The sequence below is a fragment of the Segatella paludivivens DSM 17968 = JCM 13650 genome (assembly GCF_000373185.1).
Lineage (GTDB): Bacteria > Bacteroidota > Bacteroidia > Bacteroidales > Bacteroidaceae > Prevotella > Prevotella paludivivens.
Genome location: NZ_KB890638.1, coordinates 91,911 through 110,747 on the forward strand (window position 1 = coordinate 91,911; position 18,837 = coordinate 110,747).

Below are 18,837 nucleotides of genomic sequence, written 5' to 3' on the forward strand. Positions count from 1 at the left end.
ATAGGAAAGAGATAAATATGAATAATCAAAATATTATAACTAACAGCTTCAAGGCATGGATACTCGCGGCTAGACCAAAGACTCTTACCGGTGCAGCATTACCTGTCATTGTAGCTTTGGCACTTGTCTTTAATAAAACAGAAGTAACCGACTTTTGCATAATACCAGCAGCTTTATGCTTTCTATTTGCAATGATAATGCAAATTGACGCAAATTTCATCAATGATTACTTTGACTGTATTAAAGGAAACGATGATTCTGAGACACGACTTGGTCCAAAAAGAGCATGTTCTGAAGGCTGGATAACACTAAACGCCATGAAATATGGCATAATTGCGACAACTGCCATCGCATGTGTTATAGGATTGCCACTCATATTTTATGGAGGTGTCGAAATGCTACTAATAGGCGGTATATGCGTTGTTTGCTGTTTCTTATATACGACCAAACTATCATATTTAGGCCTTGGAGACGTATTGGTCATTTTGTTCTTTGGAATAATACCAGTATGCATAACGTATTATGTTGTAGTACCATTTATACAAAAAGATATACAACTTAATGTATTTGCAGCCTCAATTGGTTGTGGATTAGTTATTGATACCTTATTAATAATAAATAATTATAGAGACCGAGATAACGATAAACGTGACGGCAAGATAACACTAATAGTTAGGGTTGGTGAGAAAATAGGTGAAAGATTATATTTCTTTATTGGTTTTATGGGAGCAATCGCAATGTGTTTTGCCGCATATATCACAGGAAAGAATCTGATTTTAACAGCACTACCTTTATTATATGTGCCTTTGCATTACTTAGCATATCGCAAAATGATCAGAATAAAACATGGAAAAGAGTTAAATTCAATATTAGGACAGACATCACGAAACATGCTTATATTCTGTGCACTTTCTGCCCTATCAATCTTACTATAACAAATAAATATCTATACTATAATGCAACAGGTATCACTGGATATAATGGAATTCATAGAAAGGAACATTCTTCCAAAATACAACGACTTCGGCAAAAGCCATGGGCTACAACATGTAATGAGGGTTATTGATAATTCCATACAATTGGCACATCAAACAGGCGCCGACGTTAATATAGCATACGTCGTTGCTGCATACCACGACTTAGGAATGAGTGGTCCAAGAGCAATACACCACATAACAAGCGGTAAAATTCTATCTTCTGATAACAGACTAAAAAAATGGTTTAGCGATGATCAACTAAGGATAATGAAAGAAGCCGTAGAGGATCACAGAGCTAGTTCCAGTCATGCACCACGCAGCCTTTATGGGAAAATTGTTGCAGAAGCAGATCGTGACCTTGATCCAGAAACAGTTTTTACAAGAGCGGTAGAATATGGGCTAGAAAATGAACCAACTAAGAATAAGGAAGAACAATGGAAGCGCTTTCAAAAGCATATGAATGAGAAGTATTCATGTAACGGATATATTCACCTATGGATTCCGGGAAGTCCAAACGCTAACAATCTGAAAACTATACAAAACATTATAAGTGATGATGAATTGCTAAGGGCAGAATTCGAAAGGATATACGATAAAGAAATTGTTGAATAAATTTGGACCTTTAGAAAAAATCAATTACCTTTGCATTCCGAATACCAAACATTAATTTGATTTCGTTGCCGATATGGCTCAGTTGGTAGAGCAATTCATTCGTAATGAATAGGTCCCGGGTTCGAGTCCCGGTATCGGCTCAGATATTGCGGCATTAGCTCAGTTGGTAGAGCGTCGGCTTCCCAAGCCGAAGGTCACGGGTTCGACCCCCGCATGCCGCTCAATGAATATTAGCTTTAGGTTAAAATTCTTCAAAATCAGCATTATATTCTTCCAAATAGTAACATACTAAGCAATTATTTAGTATATTTGCGACTATATTGTTTAAAATAGTTGTCTATGAAACACATTATTGCTATAATTTTGACGCTACTCATTTCGACAAATACCTTTGCCGGAAGTGATAAGAGTGCTATTAGCATTAATGGAAACAAGGCAGAGAAGAGCGTTACAGAAATAAGTTATGAGGATTCTATCATAACACTACATTGGAGTGATAACACTGTAATGACAAACAAGCTTGCGGCAACAATGGCAAAACTAGTTTCCAATTATGATATTGATAAAGCTTACATAGCCTCGATTGGAGGTATTTATGACAATAGTATAATTGTAAGTGGTACCAAAGGCGGATCGAATATCAATATATATAATGTGGAAGGTAAAAAAATCCAAGATATGCCTACAAATAATGATCAGACATATATTGATATAAGCAAACTAAATACTGGTATATATCTACTACAAGACAACAGTACAGTTATTAAATTTATAAAGCGTTAATATATACAACTTTATAAATACCTATTAATATTTTTTTGAAAAAAGTCTCTAAAATATTTGGCACTTAACAAAAAAGGACTTACCTTTGCACACGCAATTCAGAAATATGATTTCTGAGAGAGTTGAATATGCGCCCTTAGCTCAGTTGGTAGAGCAACTGACTCTTAATCAGTGGGTCTAGGGTTCGAATCCCTAAGGGCGCACAAACAGAACTCAGAAAGAACAAATTGCACCAAGCGCCCTTAGCTCAGTTGGTAGAGCAACTGACTCTTAATCAGTGGGTCTAGGGTTCGAATCCCTAAGGGCGCACAAATCAGAGAGAGAACTTTAGTTCTCTCTCTTTTTATTTACATATACATCCTCTATCCTATTCTGCCAACTCACATTTTCACTTAAAAGATAAAATCGCTAACCATGCTGATTTTCAATATAATACATTTTTAATGAAACTTTTTTCAAAAAAAATAGCCAAAAAATTTGGTAATATAGGAAAATAGAATTACCTTTGCACCGCATTTAAGAACAATGCTTGTGAATCGGAAACGATATCAATCCTTAATTGGAAGGATGGGTGAGTGGCTGAAACCAGCAGTTTGCTAAACTGCCGTGCGAGTAATCGTACCGGGGGTTCGAATCCCCCTCCTTCCGCACGCAAAGTTCAAGAATGCACCATGGTCGATTCATCTAATGGTTAGGATACAAGATTCTCAATCTTGGCATAGGGGTTCGATTCCCCTATCGACTACTACCAGTCCTGCAAATCTTAAGATTTGTGGGCTTTTTTCATTTTAAAGCTTTAGACAATGGAATCTATTAAGGAAATTTTTCGCATTGGTATCGGTCCTTCCAGTAGTCACACTATGGGACCTCAAAAAGCAGCAACCATCTTTGCAGAACGCCACAAAGATGCATCTTCATTCAACGTTATTCTATACGGTTCACTTGCTGCAACCGGAAGAGGGCACATGACCGACATTGCTATTGAGGATGTATTGCGTCCTATAGCACCGGTCGAGATTTCATGGAAGCCCAAAACATTTCTTCCATTTCATCCTAATGGAATGAAGTTTATCGCTTACGACATAGACGACAAACCTATTGACGACTGGACTGTATATAGTATTGGCGGTGGTGCATTGTCTGAAGGGAAAGGAGACAATGATTACTTCAAGACAAAGGATGTATACCCTCTTAACACTCTTGATGAAATCAAACAATGGTGTGACAATACAGGTTGCAATTATTGGGAATATGTAGACATTCATGAAGATGATGATATAAATGATTATCTTCTACAGATATGGCAGGTGATGAAAGATTCAGTTGAAAGAGGACTGAACCATGAAGGTGTTCTTCCTGGACCACTTCATCTTCCCCGAAAAGCTTCTACATACAATGTAAAGGCTAGCGGTTACAAACAATCGCTACAAAGCCGTGGATTGGTCTATTCTTATGCATTAGCTGTAAGTGAAGAAAATGCATCAGGAGGTATGATTGTTACAGCTCCTACTTGTGGTGCATGCGGTGTTGTACCAGCAGTGCTGTATCACATATACAAGTCTCACAATTTCAGTGATAATAGGATTATACGAGCTCTTGCAACTGCCGGACTGTTTGGTAGTATCGTAAAGAAGAATGCTTCGATAAGCGGAGCTGAAGTTGGATGTCAAGGTGAAGTTGGAGTCGCCTGCGCTATGGCTTCTGCAGCTGCATGCCAAATTTTTGGCGGTAGTCCCGCACAGATTGAGTATGCGGCAGAAATGGGATTAGAACACCATTTAGGCATGACATGTGATCCTGTATGTGGACTAGTTCAGATTCCATGTATCGAAAGAAATGCCTTTGCTGCCACACGTGCTCTTGACGCACAATTATATGCATCATTCAGTGACGGAAGTCACCGTGTTAGTTTTGACAGAGTTGTAAACGTTATGAAGCAAACAGGACATGACTTACCTTCACTTTACAAGGAGACAGGAGAAGGTGGATTAGCAAAAGGATATAGCGACAAATAAGATTTTTAGACACAATACATTAATACTCATAAGCTCCGACATCTGGAATACCAATGCGTTTTTTACCATTGCGATCAGAAGTTGGAGCTGTTGTTTTATCAGCTTTATCTATTGCTGCAGATTTAGCTGAAAGATGGAAATCATAATACTGATTGTCTGCATCTATTTTAACAAAATGATTTTTCCCCACACTATCAGCATTTACAGTAGACTCATAAATAACATTACTAAAACAAACACTGTCTGAGGTTGAAACAACTGGGGTCCTGATAATACTATTACTAAATTTATAATTAAAATCCTTGCCTTCCGTCTTCAAGCCATACAACTGATCGTCTGCATATCCTGTAATAATAGTATTATAAACAGACATAGATTTCAGAGCATGATTTGAAAGAAAACAGAAAGCAGCACCACGATTAGAATCAAAAGGATAGAACTGAGCTATGGTACAAGCATTGATAATAGCCTTTCCACCATCAATATAAATACAATTATTCAATGTATTAGTTATCTGGGTGTTCAATAAAGCTATATTACAATTTACAGACTTCAATCCACATCCCTGACAATTATGAATAGTTGATTCTTCTATATTTAGCTTTAAATTATCTACGTCACTACTATCACAGACGATTCCATTAAAAGCACTATGAATATCACAATACTTTATTGAGTTACCATAAGAAGATTCATAAAAATGAACACCTTTCCATTGACCACTCATGCGATCGTATGGCAAATAGTCAAACATTTTATCAAGACGGCTACCACGAATTATAACCTCGTTGTCGCTACTACCCTCTATATGAAGGCGTCCATAAACATCAATTCCAGCAGCTGAATCAAAGTAAAGTACTGAACCAGCTACAATATTGAGTACAGCGCCCTTACCTATCGTTATTCCACCAGAAACCAATATTGGTCTAGAACTACCATCTATAGTAGTATCATTATTAACATGTAATGAAGATATTTTCGTCGCATCCCATGACCAAGCCTGCAATTTAATATTCTGCTCTACTCCACTTTCAAGTTCAAATATAAGATTGTCAGAGATTTTTTTAGGTGTAACCTCATTATTTACAGGAGACGTTACTTCTACAAAAACACGCAAACTGTCATCATGATATAACATGACATCATTTGCACGATATCCATTCGTAGAATTAAGATACAAACCATTAACATTTACTCTAAATCCAGTTTGGTTTCCGGACTCCAATCTAACGCTATTACATCTTATACCTGCATTATTCTTATTGTAAACCCAAAAAGATTTTGTAGAAGAAGGAATAGTCGAAAACACGGTATCAAGAGATATGATATCGCCGGAGAAAGTCAGTTTTTCTGCCGTAGATGTAGAAAACTTCTCATCATCATTACATGACAAAAATAGCAAACCAAAAGCCAATAAAAAAAATGTTATGATTTTGTTCATCAATGATATAACGCAAACTAAAGAAGTTTATTTTGCATATATCACTAATGAACAAATAAATTATCAAGAATTAATGACAAGAATACGATGTCATTAAATAGTTCAATAGCTTTCATCTACATTAGGGAACGAAGATTCCTTAACTGTACGAATATAATCCTGAACACCATCTGTCATGCATTTGTTAACATCAGCGAAATGACGAAGAAACTTTGGTTTAAACCCTTGTGTCATTCCCAAAGCATCTGCATAAACAAGTACTTGACCATCAGTTCCACTACCTGCACCAATACCAATAGTTGCGCAACTTACAGCTTTTGTTACCTCATCTGCTAATTTTGCAGGAACCTTCTCTAAAGTAATACCAAAACATCCAGCTCCATCAAGTGCACGAGCATCTGATAACAGTTTCTCTGCCTCTGCCTCTTCTTTGGCTCTTAATCCATAGCCTCCAAATTTATGAATACTTTGAGGTGTCAATCCTAAATGTCCCATAACAGGTATTCCGGCATCAATAATTCCCTTTATAGTATCAATAATTTCTACACCACCTTCAAGTTTCAATGCATCAACACCAGATTCCTTCATAATCTTAATGGCATTGCGTACACCATCTTCCCGACTAATCTGATAGCTACCAAAAGGCATATCACAAACAACCAAACAATGCTTACATGCACGAGCAACTGAACGCGCATGATAAATCATCTGATCTACGGTAATTGGAATTGTATCATTATTACCAGCCATAACATTCGAAGCAGAATCACCTATTAATATTCCATCTATTCCTGCTGCATCTACAATGCTGGCTGTAGTAAAGTCGTAAGAGGTTAGCATAGTGATTTTTTCACCAGCTTGCTTCATATCAACAAATGTCTTAGAAGTAATCTTCTTTTTATCAGTAGATAAGTATCCCATTATATATATTTTATTTTGAGTGCAAAATTACATCAATTGGTGGAGATTGCAAAATAAATGTTAATGAAATTTGTCTATCAGACATTCATAATCAATATTGATATAGTTTTCAATTACTATATCAGAATATTCTTTTATACTTTCGGCTGTATTAGTTGTTGACAATCCTATTGTGAATTCATGAGCAGCCCTAACAGATTTCAAACCATTAAAACTATCTTCAAAGCCAGCACATTCCTCAGGCTTTGCACCAACACTTTCTGCACCTTTCAAATAAGGATCTGGATCTGGTTTACTTGCACAAAAATCCTCACTGGTCAAAATACGATCAAACATGCTTCTGAAATTGTGATGCTGTGCGTATACATTATTCATTTTTTCGACATTGCTACTTGTCACAACAGCCGTCTTTATTCCATGAGCACGCAAATCAAGGATAAAAGCCTCAACACCATCAATAAATGGGAAGTTCATTGTCTTCTCAAATTCATTAAGTCTCTGTGTAATAATTGGTTGCTGATCTTTTACATCATCGAAATACTTATTATAAATTTTAACAAGTGTCTGTCCTTTTATATCATTCTCCAGTCCAGGAATCTCCGGATGATAAAGTTGACACTGACTACGCCAAAAATTTGTATATTGTGGCTCGGTGTCGAAAATCACTCCATCTAAATCAAATAGAGCGGCTTTAAGTTCTACAATTTCATTATGTATCATTTTACCTTTTTATTGTAATTGCTATGCAAAGTTACAAATTTTCTTTGTAACTTTGCCCCAATTATAATGAATTTGATAATTGTGCATATACTAACTTTAATTATACAATCGTCACGTTCTTATAATTATTACATTATCATAAATATAGAGTAAATATATAACACATGATAGAAATCATAACAAAATACTTTCCTGAGCTTAACGAAAAGCAAAAGCAACAGTTTGAAATGCTTGATGCTTTATATCGTGACTGGAATGCAAAAATTAACGTTATCTCTCGCAAAGACATAGACAATCTTTATGAGCATCACGTATTACATTCACTAGCTATAACGAAGGCTATAAGATTTAAAGACGGTTCTAGAATACTTGATTTCGGAACAGGTGGCGGATTTCCAGGCATACCTTTGGCTATAATGTTTCCAAAATGCAAATTCAGACTTATTGACGGTACCGGAAAGAAAATTATGGTTGCTAATGAGGTAGCAAAGGCATTAGGATTACAAAACGTAGAAGCACTTCATAGACGCGGAGAAGAAGAAAAGGGAGAATATGACTTTATTGTGAGTCGTGCTGTGATGCAATTGCCATTACTGATGAAAATCATTCAAAAGAATATCAGCAAGAAACAAAATAATGCACTTCCTAATGGTCTACTCTGTCTTAAAGGAGGTGACCTCAAAGAAGAACTTAAACCATACCAGAAAATTGTTGACGTGATGCCACTTGAAGACATGTTTGACGAGGAATGGTTTAAGGAAGACAAAAAACTTATTTACTTACCAATGGCTTAAAAAATATATTTATATGCTGAATATTAAACGCTTTATGTGCAACATGCTGCAGGAAAACTGCTATGTTGTTAACGACGAAACCAAAGAATGTGTTATCATAGACTGTGGTGCATTTTGGGAAGAAGAGAAAAAAGCTATTACTCAATATATTAATGACAATGAGCTTGTGCCAAAGCATCTTATTGCTACACATGCACATATTGATCATAACTTCGGAAACGCTTATATATATGACAAGTTTGGATTGAAGCCTGAGGTACATGCTGCAGACGAAGTGTTAATGAATAAACTAAATTGGCAGGCTGAGTCAATCGCTGGCATTCATTTAGATTATGAAATGCCTCCTGTAGAAAAATATTTTACGGCAAAAGATACAATAAAGTTTGGAAATCATACATTCACTATCATAGAAACGCCTGGTCATTCTTCGGGTAGCGTTTTTTTCTATTGCGAAGAAGAACATGTAGCATTCTCAGGTGACACTCTATTCCATAATTCAATAGGGAGAACAGACTTTGAAGGAGGTTCTAAATTCATGATTATACAGAGTCTTAGAATTATTTGTCAACTTCCCGACAACACACGTATCTTCCCTGGACATGGTGAAGAGACATCTATCGGACAAGAACTAGCAGAGAATCCATATCTTGACAGATAAGTATATGGACAAAAAAACTGATAAAATAATTTTGGGTATTGATCCTGGTACTAACGTAATGGGATATGGTGTACTGAAAGTAACTGGAAACAAAGCCAAGATGATATCTATGGGAGTCATTGATATGAGAAAGATGCGTGACCCATATCTTAGGCTAGGAAAGATTTATGAAAGAGTCACAGGAGTAATTGAAGAATATCTTCCTGACGAACTAGCTATAGAGGCTCCTTTTTTCGGTAAAAACGTACAATCAATGCTAAAGCTCGGACGAGCTCAGGGGGTAGCTATCGCAGCCGCAATATGCAGAGACATACCAATACATGAATATGCACCATTAAAAATTAAAATGGCTATCACCGGTATGGGGCAAGCATCAAAGGAACAAGTAGCAGGCATGCTTCAACGGCTTCTTAATATTGACGAGAAAGATATGCCTAAGTTTATGGATGCAACAGACGCACTAGGAGCTGCATATTGTCATTTTATGCAAATGGGAAGACCATCAACAGAAGCCAAACATTATTCCAGTTGGAAAGATTTTGCCACAAAAAACAAAGATAAAATTCAATCTTGAAGAACAATATAAAGATTTAAATAGAGACTTATCATGCAAAAGATTATCAAAATTCAGGATGGAACAACACGTATGCCCGAATGGCGTATGGCTGAACCTGTTAACTTTGAAACAAATGACGGCGAACACATAGCTATCGTCGGACCAAACGGTGGGGGAAAATCAATGCTAGTTGATATTATTGTTGGCACACATCCACTGCTTATGCGTGATCCGGAATACGATTTTTCACCAAGTGAAAAACCACTTGTTTCAGACAACATTAAATACATAACTTTCCGTGATAGTTATGGAAGTGACAATGACCGAACATATTACCTACAACAAAGATGGAACCAACAAGAAATTGACGAAAACACTCCTACCGTAGGTGATAAACTAGAAGAGGCTTACGATTTAGCAGGAGAGGATACACCTAAAAGAAGGGAATTACAAAAGCATATATACAAGATGTTCCACATAGAGCATCTATTAGATAAATATATTATATTGTTATCAAGCGGCGAACTAAGAAAGTTTAAACTTGCCTCTACCCTATTTGCCAATCCAAGAATATTAATAATGGATAACCCTTTTATTGGTCTTGATGCTGGCACAAGAGATCAACTGAAAGAATTATTAAAAGAATTGTCTTTGGAGAATGCCCTGCAAATAATATTGGTATTAAGTAAAAGCGATGATATTCCAGATTTCATAACACATGTTGTTGAAGTAAAGAATATGAAAGTATATTCAAAAGTTAAACTTGAGGATTATATCAATAATCGTCAGGCTATACCTAGTAGAGTACTAAGTAAAGAATATGAACAGGATATAATAAACTTACCTTATAAGGGTAACGAATATCATACCAATGAAGTTGTTAAGATGGATAAGGTTTGCATAAAATATGGCAAGCGAACTATTCTTGACAAATTGGACTGGATTGTTATGAATGGAGAACATTGGGCGCTCAGCGGACAAAACGGTGCAGGTAAGTCTACACTATTGAGCTTAATCTGTGCTGATAACCCACAAAGTTACGCATGCGACATAACACTATTTGATAATCCTCGCGGAAGTGGAGAGAGTATATGGGACATCAAAAAGCATATTGGATATGTTTCACCAGAAATGCATCGTGCTTATCAACGTGACATGCCAGCTATAAGAATTGTAGCCAGTGGCATGAAAGATTCTGTTGGTCTATACATGAAACCATCTGAAGAAGAATTTGAACAATGCAAATTCTGGATGAAAATATTCGGGCTTGATAAAATTCAAGATCGTACTTTCCTTAAACTATCTAGCGGTGAACAAAGACTAGTACTTCTTGCAAGAGCATTTGTAAAAGATCCAGAGTTATTAATTCTTGACGAGCCACTACACGGAGTCGATAACACAAATAGACGATTGGTGAAAGATATCATAGAGACTTTCTGCAAAAGACGTAATAAGACTATGATTATAGTGACCCACTATAAAGAAGAACTACCAAACTGCATTGATCACGAGATTCATCTAATAAGACATTCATAGAAAATTTCTTTATACAAAAAATCCTCAAAACAATAAAGTTTTGAGGATTTTAAGCGGTGCGTACGAGACTCGAACTCGTGACCTCCTGCGTGACAGGCAGGCATTCTAACCAACTGAACTAACGCACCAGTTTTACAAATTCATGAAAGGCTTGTGGCGGTGCGTACGAGACTCGAACTCGTGACCTCCTGCGTGACAGGCAGGCATTCTAACCAACTGAACTAACGCACCATAAAAGAGCCTTATTCTGAATTGCGAGTGCAAAGGTAATGATAATATTTTATTTCTCCAAAACTTTTAATATGTTTTTTCTAAAAAAATTTGCATTAAAACAGCATCATTGTATTTTTCTCCATCAAAAAGCCACCCCTCCAATTGCGTTTTATTACTGAAACCCAAAGAGTTAAATAGATTTATTGAAATTTTATTATCATTTCTAATTATAGCATAGATTTGTGCTAAATGTATTACTTTGTGACTATACGAAATAACCTTATGTAATGCAGCCTTGGCAAAGCCACGATTTCTATACTCACTCATTATAACTATTCCTATCTCAGCCCTGCGATGTTGTGGATTAAAATCTACCAAATCTATAATACCTACGCAATTATTGTCAGAAGCAACGATCATTAACCTCACTTGCTTATCCGTGTAGATATCGCCACTTGAATTAGCGATATAGTCATGAAGCAGAAAGCGAGAATACGGAACATTTGTGACTCCTACATTCCACAGCTTATCATCATTCTCTAAATGATAAAGCAATTCCAGATCTTCTGGTTCAATTGCCCTCAAAGTAACCTCTGGTAATTTATCTGTTTTATTCATTACACATCACCTCCTCTGCTGTTATTAATACATTATCATAATATGTACCTATAGATACATGCTTCATTGGACAACCTGCAAATATGCTCAACACATGCGAATAACTATAAACAGTCATGTCATATACAACATATATCATTCTTTCTGGATCAGAATGCAAGTTTTTCAGATGACCTTCAGGACAACTATCTTGACTAGCATTTATATATTCTGAGTCTAATCCATTATTAAGTGCAATGCTCTTACATTGTTCTAACATATCATTTTCACCAATAAACATATATGCTGATTTAGGGCTATTTTCTTTTTCTCTGAATCCTAGCGATCTAGACATGCTTAACAGTCCATTTTTTACAAGAGCGACCATCGCCTTGAAAAATATAGCAGCCTTAACTGGTAAATTTATCAAATAGGATGAATTGCAATAGTGTTTTCGCATAAATATAAGCATGGACTCATAGAACACATGCACATACCTGTAAGATGTCTTTTGGGTGCTTTCACCTTTATAATGAAGTATAGATAATGGCAGATACCAATTCTCCCATCCACTTTCTAAAAGACGGCAGCTCAAATCTATATCTTCACCATACATAAAATAATCTTCGTCAAGTCCCCCTACTTCATTATATGCCTTACGACGAATCATAAAGAATGCACCACTAATGACTTCTATTCTATGTGGCTCATCCCATGACAAGTAACTCATATAGTAATGTGCAAGTTTATGATGTCTGGGAAATCTTGCGCACAATCCACTCATCTTGTAAAATGCAGTCATCGGAGTAGGCAATCCTCGTCGGCTTTCCATAGCATTGCTACCGTCAGCCTTAAGCATCTTCACGCCTACAGCTCCAGTTTCAACATGCATCCTCATAAAATTCAACGCATTAGCAATAACATCTTCTCCAACAATCGTATCAGGATTAACCATCAAGACGTATTCTCCGTTGCTCTGCCTTATGCCAATATTATTAGCACGTGAGAAGCCCATATTATGCCCACAGTGAACGAATCTTACATGGGGGGATATAGGCTTTAAATATTCAATGCTTTCATCATCAGAATGATTGTCCACAACAATAACTTCTGACTCTATACCTTCCAAAGCCTTAGTTAAAGAATGAAGACACTGCCCAAGGTAGTACTTCACATTATAGTTTACAATTATTACAGACAGAAGCATTATTGCTCGCCTTTCATCTTTTCGTATTCAAAGTTACATCTTTCTAATGTTGGAAATATAAAGAAACTTGCTAGAAACAAGATTATTCCCATATAACCAAAAGCTACATTCATATACATATAATACAAAATAGCATTTACTATCATTGGTATTTGCAACATGTCCAAACGTATAATAGCCCAGGCTATAAACGAAGAATGAAGTTCCGTATTATCTGATTGTATAGCATTACGTACGTTCTTGAATTTAAATAGACGTAATGATACAGGGATTAAACATATTGTTATGATTTCCATTAATGAAGTCATCATGAAATCAGAACTTTTGTTATCATGCATAATCCCAACATTATTTAACCAGTCGTTTTCGCCACAGACTATTATTGCCAAAGCAAACGCCAACACGATAAAATAATTTATTGTGAGTATTTTTACTGCTTGTTTCATTGTTTAAATGGTGTTCTGTTTAATATTGAGCGTCCCAATGTAACCTCGTCCGTATATTCCAATTCATCGCCAACAGATATACCACGAGCTATCACACTGAGTTTCACTTCATACTGCATAAGTTTCCTTGATATGTAAAAATTAGTCGTATCTCCCTCCATTGTGGAACTTAATGCGAGTATAACTTCCTTAACATCTCCTGTACTAATTCTGTCAACCAACGAGTCAACCTCGATATCACCAGGTCCTATACCATCCATTGGTGATATTATTCCACCGAGCACATGGTAAAGTCCATTAAATTGTTGTGTTTTCTCAACAGCCATAACATCTTGAATATTCTCTACAACACATATCGTTGATGCATCGCGACGACTATCAGAACATATCGGACAAACATCAGTATCACTGATATTATGACAGACTCTGCAATACTTCACTTCATGCTTTAATGTCATTATTGAATTACAGAATTCATCAACATCAGAGACATCGCGTCGCAACATATTCAACACAAGACGCAAAGCTGACTTACGCCCTATGCCTGGTAATTTTGAGAATTCACTTACGGCTTTTTCTAATAACGCCGAGGGATAAGTTTCAGACATATAATATTTCTAAATACTATTTATATCTTACAAATATATACCTATTCCAACTTTAAGCCCTATAGTAGAATACTGACTATGGTCCTTAAGACTCTGATCATAGTATATAGCTGGTTCTACTGTAACGGTTTTACTTATGAAAAAGGCATACCCAACCTCAACTCCTGGCATAAAGTCATTATAGTGCCCCGTATGCACATATTTCGCACCTGCTCCAAGGAATATACCGTTTTGTTCAATATAATAGCGAGCGCCTGCACCTACCTCATAATGATTAGGAATTACATCGTTCGAACTTGTTTGATAACCTAACTGTGCAGAAAGCATTATGTCATCAGTAATGAAATATCCTGCTTTTGCCTGCAAACCAAGATTAAGTTCATCTGCGCCATTATAACTCAAATTCAAACCTGTAAGCGAAGCTCCGCAATACATCTTGCCTTCCTCAAATTGTGCACTAGCACTAACTGTTATAAGAAGAGCGGCAAAAACCATTAATAGTTTCTTTTTCATAATTTGCATTTAGATATATAATTATTTTGCAATATGTATAGATTTTTATAATAATATTATCTTTCTATACAATGCAAATATAGACATTATTTTACGAACATACAAATTTCTCAACACAATTTCACTAAAAAGATAATCTACGATTTATAACTTTCTCTATATAGCAAATGGATAATGGCAGAACATTATATAGATGGTCATTATAAAATGATTTTTTAACTGAAACCTCGTAACACTCGCTGTGTCATTTAGTTAAAGTACAATAACTATTTGGCCAATCCTTTTTTTTTATTTAACTTTGCCCGTTAAAAAGGAATAGTCATAATATGGCAGAAGATAAACTAAGGCTCATGCAACAATTGGTTGCTCAACTTAACAAAGCAGCAGATGCATACTATAACGGACAAGGTGAACTCATGACCGATTATGAGTGGGACGCCATGTTTGATCAAGTTAAGCAATTAGAAGCAGAGACTGGCCAACGTTTTCCTGATTCTCCAACAAATCGCGTTTCTGAAGACAACATAAATGGCAAAAAAGAAGAGCACGAATTTCCGGCACTTTCACTTGCAAAGACAAAAAGTCCTCAAGAATTGGCGAAATGGGCTGAAAACAGACCTATTTGGTTAAGTTGGAAACTTGACGGACTGACATTGGTTGTTACTTTTGACAATGGCTTATTGACAAAAGTTGTAACTCGAGGAAATGGACATATTGGTACTAATATCACCAATTTGGCATCAGCAATAGATGGTATACCACAACAGATAAAGTCTAAAGGACATGTTGTTGTGCGCGGAGAATGTGTAATCAGCTATCAAGATTTTGAACAATTCAATATCGAAAGCGAAGAAGAATATGCAAACCCACGAAACTTAGCTTCGGGCTCTCTTACTCTAAAAGATGTAAACGAAGTCAAGCGCCGTCACCTAAAATGGATTCCTTTTACATTGGTGTATACCGATGAAGAAATAACATCATGGGGAGCAAGAATGGATTGGCTAGAAAAAAATGGCATGAAAGCTGTTGAAAGACAATTTATTGAAACCCCTGATCTAGAAAATATTAACAAGGCTATTAATAACTGGACGGCAAGAGTAACAGGAGTATCTAAAGGCGATACTACTGAAGACAACTCTAACCCCTACCCTGTTGACGGCCTTGTTATTACATACGATAATACAGAATATGCACAAACGGGCAGTGTTACAGGACATCATGCAACCCGTGCTGGATATGCATTCAAATGGAAAGATGAAAGTGCAGCAACAGAACTAGACCATATAGAATGGAGTTGTGCAGCTAGAACGATATCACCAGTGGCTGTTTTTCAACCAGTAACTTTGGAAGGAACTACAGTAAAACGTGCATCACTGTGTAATATCAGTGAATGTGAGCGACTAAATATTGGAGATAAAGGTACCCGCATCAGCGTAATCAAAGCAAACAAGATCATACCAAAAGTCATTAAAGTCGACAACAAAGTTGGACTATTACAGGTTCCAGACAAGTGTCCGGTATGTGGTTCGCCCACAGAGGTGGCAATAAGTCCTGCTAGTCAGACAAAGACATTGCATTGCACAAACCATAAATGTCCAGCAAAACAACTTAGAAAGTTTGCAAGATTCGTTAGTAAGGATGGTGTCAATATAGACGGTTTTTCTGAACAAACTGTTGCAAAATTCATTAACTTAGGATGGGTTAAGGAATATGCTGATATATATAAGTTGAAGGCTCATGCTCATGAGCTATCCTTCATGGAAGGATTCGGAGATAAGAGCGTAAGAAATCTTATTAAATCAATAGAGGCTGCGCGCAACGTAGAGGCTCATCATCTATTATATTCACTCAGCATTCCACTATGTGGACAGGATGTATGCAATAGAATTCTGAAAGTTTATCCTTTTCAACAATTTATTGAAATTGCAAGTGGGAATAATCAAGAATTCGTAGCTGGAGGAGATTCTCCTTTCGCTATTATTCCTGGTATTGGACCTGAGAAAAGCGCAAGAATTGTAGAATGGTTTCATGATGAGGAAAACAGAACGATTGTTGACAATCTCCTCAAGCAGATAAATGTAACGCAAGAAGAAAAAGAAACAGAGGGTGACTTATGCAATGGACTCACATTTGTCATCACAGGCGATGTATACGAATACAAAAATCGCAATGAACTCAAAGCATATATAGAAAGTCAAGGAGGAAAGGTTACTGGTAGTGTGAGTAAATCAACGAACTATTTGATAAATAACGACTTACAATCAACTAGTTCAAAAAATCAGAAAGCCAACCAACTTGGTATTCAAATTATTTCGGAAAAAGACTTCATAGATAAATTCAAGTAAATAAGATAAACAAGCCCCATACGACTCATGGTAAATTTTAAGAGAATTATTTTAATTACTATATATATAATATGTATAGCAATACCGTCACCTGCTCAAGATGCCGGTAACAATAGTTATTCTCCAAAAATAGCACTCAAGACAAACATGCTATTTGATGCAGCTATAACTCCAAACTTAGAAGTAGAAACCTGCTTAGGCAAGCAAAAACGAATGAGTTTAATGGCTGAGATTTGGTTTCCTTGGTATAAAACTAAAAACAATACCAAAGCTTACGAAATTAATATGGCAGGTATTGAGACTCGATACTGGATGAATAAGCAAGATGCAAGTCATCCATTACTTGGGCATTTTATTGGTTTATATGCAGCAATTGGCAAATATGACTTAGAATGGAATGCAAAGGGTAACCAAGGAGAATTCTTTAGTACTGGTATAACTTACGGATGGACTCATAAATTAGGAAGAAAACTAAATATAGAATTATCTTTATCTTCAGGTATTGCTGTTGGCCCCTACAAACATTATGAGGCCAAATATGAATACCAGCATTTAATTTATCAATATAGTAAACATTGGACATATTTGGGCCCAACCAAAGCCAAAGTTAGTCTTGTATGGCTATTAGGAAAAAGAAGAAAAGGAGGTTTAAAATGAAAAAGCTCATATTCATATTAATCATATCACTAATCATTTTTTGTTCATGCGATAGAAGGCCTTTAGAATATGTTTCTGAAGAAAATGCAGCTATTGCTATCAAATATGATTGGCAAAAAGCTTTTAGTGAAACTCCAACAGGTGTAACATTAATAGCTTATGGCAGCAATGGGTCTACACAGCAAAATACATCTAACAATACTACGAACATGCCATTAAACCTTGAAGTAGGAGAATGGAAAATGCTTTCTTTTAATCTTAGCACAACAGAATTTAATTCATTCACCTTCAACAAAATGGAAAATTATGATTCAGCGCAGGTTAAACTTAACAACATGGAATCAGATACTTATACTAATGGGGCATGGGATAAAGGTGTGACATATAAACAAGAGCCAGAAGATCTTGCTGTTATTACAGATACGATTAGAATTACAGAAGATATGGTTTACAGTTCTAAAAACTTCAACACAACAGGAAGTGACACCACAACCAAAACATACGAGATAAAAGTTACGCCAAAACCTGTTAACACCAAATTTACGATAAGAATTAGGGTTTACAATATTAATAGTATAAAGAATTCTATCGGATCAATATCTGGTTTGGCTGGAGGTTATATTCTAACTAGTCATCATGCATCAACTGATAGAGCAACATTCCTTTTACAGGATTTAAAGACAACAGTTGATTCAACGGGATCTACAAGTGGTTGGCTAACTGTTACATTGTCAACGTTTGGTTTGCCATACGGAAAAGAAAATAGCAATGCAAGAATTGATACAGACAACATATTGACATTATATTTACAACTAAGCGATGATAAAACTGAAAAGCTACTAACATATAATGTTGGAAGCATGATAAATTACGCTAAGGAAGTAACAAGAGCGTTAGAACCGACAACTGGTGTTACTCAAAACTTGTTGCTTATCATTAACAACGGTCCTGAATTACCCAAGATAGACAATGGTACTTCGGGAGGTAGCGGATTTGATGCAGAAGTGGATAATTGGGGTGATGGTGGAAATGTAGATATTGACATTTAAATGACATTAGAGTGTTATTATATAATAATAACTTTAAATACGAGCCCAATTTTGTTAAACTACATTAAATAGAAAGTAAGATATTTGGTAAAGACAATATTAATACTTAATTTTGCACCGTTTTTAAGGATCATGATAAATAATACTAATATCATGTTTCAATTCAAGTAAATATTAAGAGTAAATTAA

General features: G+C 36.0%; 19 protein-coding genes and 8 tRNA genes. 17 read left to right on the top strand and 10 right to left on the bottom strand.

Features of this window, described 5'->3' with window-relative positions; genetic code table 11:
• The first annotated feature begins 17 nt into the window (after positions 1–17).
• The 10 genes from menA to B045_RS0105770 all read left to right on the top strand — a co-directional run bounded on the left by menA (position 18) and on the right by B045_RS0105770 (position 4,387).
• Entirely contained in the window at positions 18–935 is a 918-nt protein-coding gene (menA, locus tag B045_RS0105725) for a 1,4-dihydroxy-2-naphthoate octaprenyltransferase (RefSeq protein ID WP_018463321.1), read from the top strand.
• A 21-nt stretch (positions 936–956) separates the two neighbouring features.
• On the top strand, positions 957–1,589 hold the full coding sequence (locus tag B045_RS0105730) for an HD domain-containing protein (RefSeq protein WP_018463322.1): 633 nt from the start codon (positions 957–959) through the stop codon (positions 1,587–1,589).
• A 67-nt stretch (positions 1,590–1,656) separates the two neighbouring features.
• Positions 1,657–1,729: transfer RNA gene (locus B045_RS0105735), tRNA-Thr, on the top strand.
• 8 nt (positions 1,730–1,737) lie between these two features.
• Positions 1,738–1,810 (top strand) — tRNA-Gly (locus B045_RS0105740).
• Positions 1,811–1,928: 118 nt separating this feature from the next.
• A complete protein-coding gene (locus B045_RS0105745; protein ID WP_018463323.1) occupies positions 1,929–2,372 on the top strand; it encodes a T9SS type A sorting domain-containing protein in 444 nt (147 codons plus the stop codon).
• Positions 2,373–2,502: 130 nt separating this feature from the next.
• Positions 2,503–2,575, top strand: a tRNA-Lys gene (locus tag B045_RS0105750).
• Between the two features lie 33 nt (positions 2,576–2,608).
• Positions 2,609–2,681, top strand: a tRNA-Lys gene (locus B045_RS0105755).
• Positions 2,682–2,933: 252 nt separating this feature from the next.
• Positions 2,934–3,020: transfer RNA gene (locus B045_RS0105760), tRNA-Ser, on the top strand.
• Between the two features lie 25 nt (positions 3,021–3,045).
• Positions 3,046–3,117, top strand: a tRNA-Glu gene (locus B045_RS0105765).
• A 58-nt stretch (positions 3,118–3,175) separates the two neighbouring features.
• A complete protein-coding gene (locus tag B045_RS0105770) occupies positions 3,176–4,387 on the top strand; it encodes an L-serine ammonia-lyase (protein ID WP_018463324.1) in 1,212 nt (403 codons plus the stop codon).
• A gap of 19 nt (positions 4,388–4,406) precedes the next feature.
• Here the strand turns inward: B045_RS0105770 and B045_RS0105775 are convergent, their stop codons facing one another.
• The 3 genes from B045_RS0105775 to B045_RS0105785 all read right to left on the bottom strand — a co-directional run bounded on the left by B045_RS0105775 (position 4,407) and on the right by B045_RS0105785 (position 7,469).
• Entirely contained in the window at positions 4,407–5,828 is a 1,422-nt protein-coding gene (locus B045_RS0105775) for a choice-of-anchor Q domain-containing protein (RefSeq protein ID WP_018463325.1), read from the bottom strand.
• Positions 5,829–5,930: 102 nt separating this feature from the next.
• Positions 5,931–6,749, bottom strand: coding sequence for a 3-methyl-2-oxobutanoate hydroxymethyltransferase (gene panB, locus B045_RS0105780; protein WP_018463326.1), 819 nt, complete (start codon positions 6,747–6,749; stop codon positions 5,931–5,933).
• Positions 6,750–6,809: 60 nt separating this feature from the next.
• A complete protein-coding gene (locus tag B045_RS0105785) occupies positions 6,810–7,469 on the bottom strand; it encodes an HAD family hydrolase (protein WP_018463327.1) in 660 nt (219 codons plus the stop codon).
• A 164-nt stretch (positions 7,470–7,633) separates the two neighbouring features.
• Between B045_RS0105785 and rsmG the strand changes: the two genes are divergently transcribed.
• From rsmG to B045_RS0105805, 4 genes are read left to right on the top strand one after another with little or no spacing between them, the layout of a single operon-like run.
• Positions 7,634–8,263, top strand: a complete 630-nt coding sequence (rsmG, locus tag B045_RS0105790) for a 16S rRNA (guanine(527)-N(7))-methyltransferase RsmG (RefSeq protein ID WP_018463328.1) — start codon at positions 7,634–7,636, stop codon at positions 8,261–8,263.
• Between the two features lie 13 nt (positions 8,264–8,276).
• Complete coding sequence (locus B045_RS0105795; protein ID WP_025883176.1) at positions 8,277–8,921, top strand: MBL fold metallo-hydrolase; 645 nt, start codon at positions 8,277–8,279, stop codon at positions 8,919–8,921.
• Between the two features lie 4 nt (positions 8,922–8,925).
• On the top strand, positions 8,926–9,495 hold the full coding sequence (gene ruvC, locus B045_RS0105800; RefSeq protein ID WP_018463330.1) for a crossover junction endodeoxyribonuclease RuvC: 570 nt from the start codon (positions 8,926–8,928) through the stop codon (positions 9,493–9,495).
• Positions 9,496–9,528: 33 nt separating this feature from the next.
• Positions 9,529–11,013: an ATP-binding cassette domain-containing protein gene (locus B045_RS0105805; protein ID WP_018463331.1), complete on the top strand. Its 1,485-nt coding sequence runs from the start codon at positions 9,529–9,531 to the stop codon at positions 11,011–11,013.
• 54 nt (positions 11,014–11,067) lie between these two features.
• On the opposite strand, the gene B045_RS0105810 is transcribed toward B045_RS0105805, so the two are convergent.
• From B045_RS0105810 to B045_RS0105840, 7 genes are all read right to left on the bottom strand, one after another.
• Positions 11,068–11,141: transfer RNA gene (locus tag B045_RS0105810), tRNA-Asp, on the bottom strand.
• Between the two features lie 26 nt (positions 11,142–11,167).
• A tRNA-Asp gene (locus tag B045_RS0105815) sits at positions 11,168–11,244 on the bottom strand.
• A 66-nt stretch (positions 11,245–11,310) separates the two neighbouring features.
• Positions 11,311–11,844, bottom strand: coding sequence for a GNAT family N-acetyltransferase (locus B045_RS0105820; RefSeq protein ID WP_018463332.1), 534 nt, complete (start codon positions 11,842–11,844; stop codon positions 11,311–11,313).
• Positions 11,837–13,030 (bottom strand): glycosyltransferase family 2 protein, encoded by a 1,194-nt coding sequence (locus B045_RS0105825; RefSeq protein ID WP_018463333.1) that lies wholly within the window; start codon positions 13,028–13,030, stop codon positions 11,837–11,839. The genes B045_RS0105820 and B045_RS0105825 overlap by 8 nt, the downstream gene beginning before the upstream one ends.
• Positions 13,030–13,476: a hypothetical protein gene (locus B045_RS0105830; protein ID WP_018463334.1), complete on the bottom strand. Its 447-nt coding sequence runs from the start codon at positions 13,474–13,476 to the stop codon at positions 13,030–13,032. Before B045_RS0105830 ends, B045_RS0105825 begins: the two co-directional genes overlap by 1 nt.
• Positions 13,473–14,084, bottom strand: a complete 612-nt coding sequence (gene recR / locus B045_RS0105835) for a recombination mediator RecR (RefSeq protein ID WP_018463335.1) — start codon at positions 14,082–14,084, stop codon at positions 13,473–13,475. Before recR ends, B045_RS0105830 begins: the two co-directional genes overlap by 4 nt.
• A gap of 27 nt (positions 14,085–14,111) precedes the next feature.
• Positions 14,112–14,597 carry a porin family protein gene (locus B045_RS0105840; RefSeq protein ID WP_025883179.1) on the bottom strand — a complete coding sequence of 162 codons (486 nt, stop codon included), beginning with the start codon at positions 14,595–14,597 and terminating at the stop codon, positions 14,112–14,114.
• Between the two features lie 326 nt (positions 14,598–14,923).
• Here B045_RS0105840 and ligA point away from each other — a divergent pair, with 326 nt between their 5' ends.
• From ligA to B045_RS0105855, 3 genes are read left to right on the top strand one after another with little or no spacing between them, the layout of a single operon-like run.
• Positions 14,924–16,942, top strand: coding sequence for an NAD-dependent DNA ligase LigA (ligA, locus tag B045_RS0105845; RefSeq protein ID WP_018463337.1), 2,019 nt, complete (start codon positions 14,924–14,926; stop codon positions 16,940–16,942).
• 27 nt (positions 16,943–16,969) lie between these two features.
• Positions 16,970–17,599 (top strand): DUF3575 domain-containing protein, encoded by a 630-nt coding sequence (locus B045_RS14315; RefSeq protein WP_018463338.1) that lies wholly within the window; start codon positions 16,970–16,972, stop codon positions 17,597–17,599.
• Positions 17,596–18,648, top strand: a complete 1,053-nt coding sequence (locus B045_RS0105855) for a DUF5119 domain-containing protein (RefSeq protein ID WP_018463339.1) — start codon at positions 17,596–17,598, stop codon at positions 18,646–18,648. The genes B045_RS14315 and B045_RS0105855 overlap by 4 nt, the downstream gene beginning before the upstream one ends.
• Positions 18,649–18,837 lie beyond the last annotated feature (189 nt).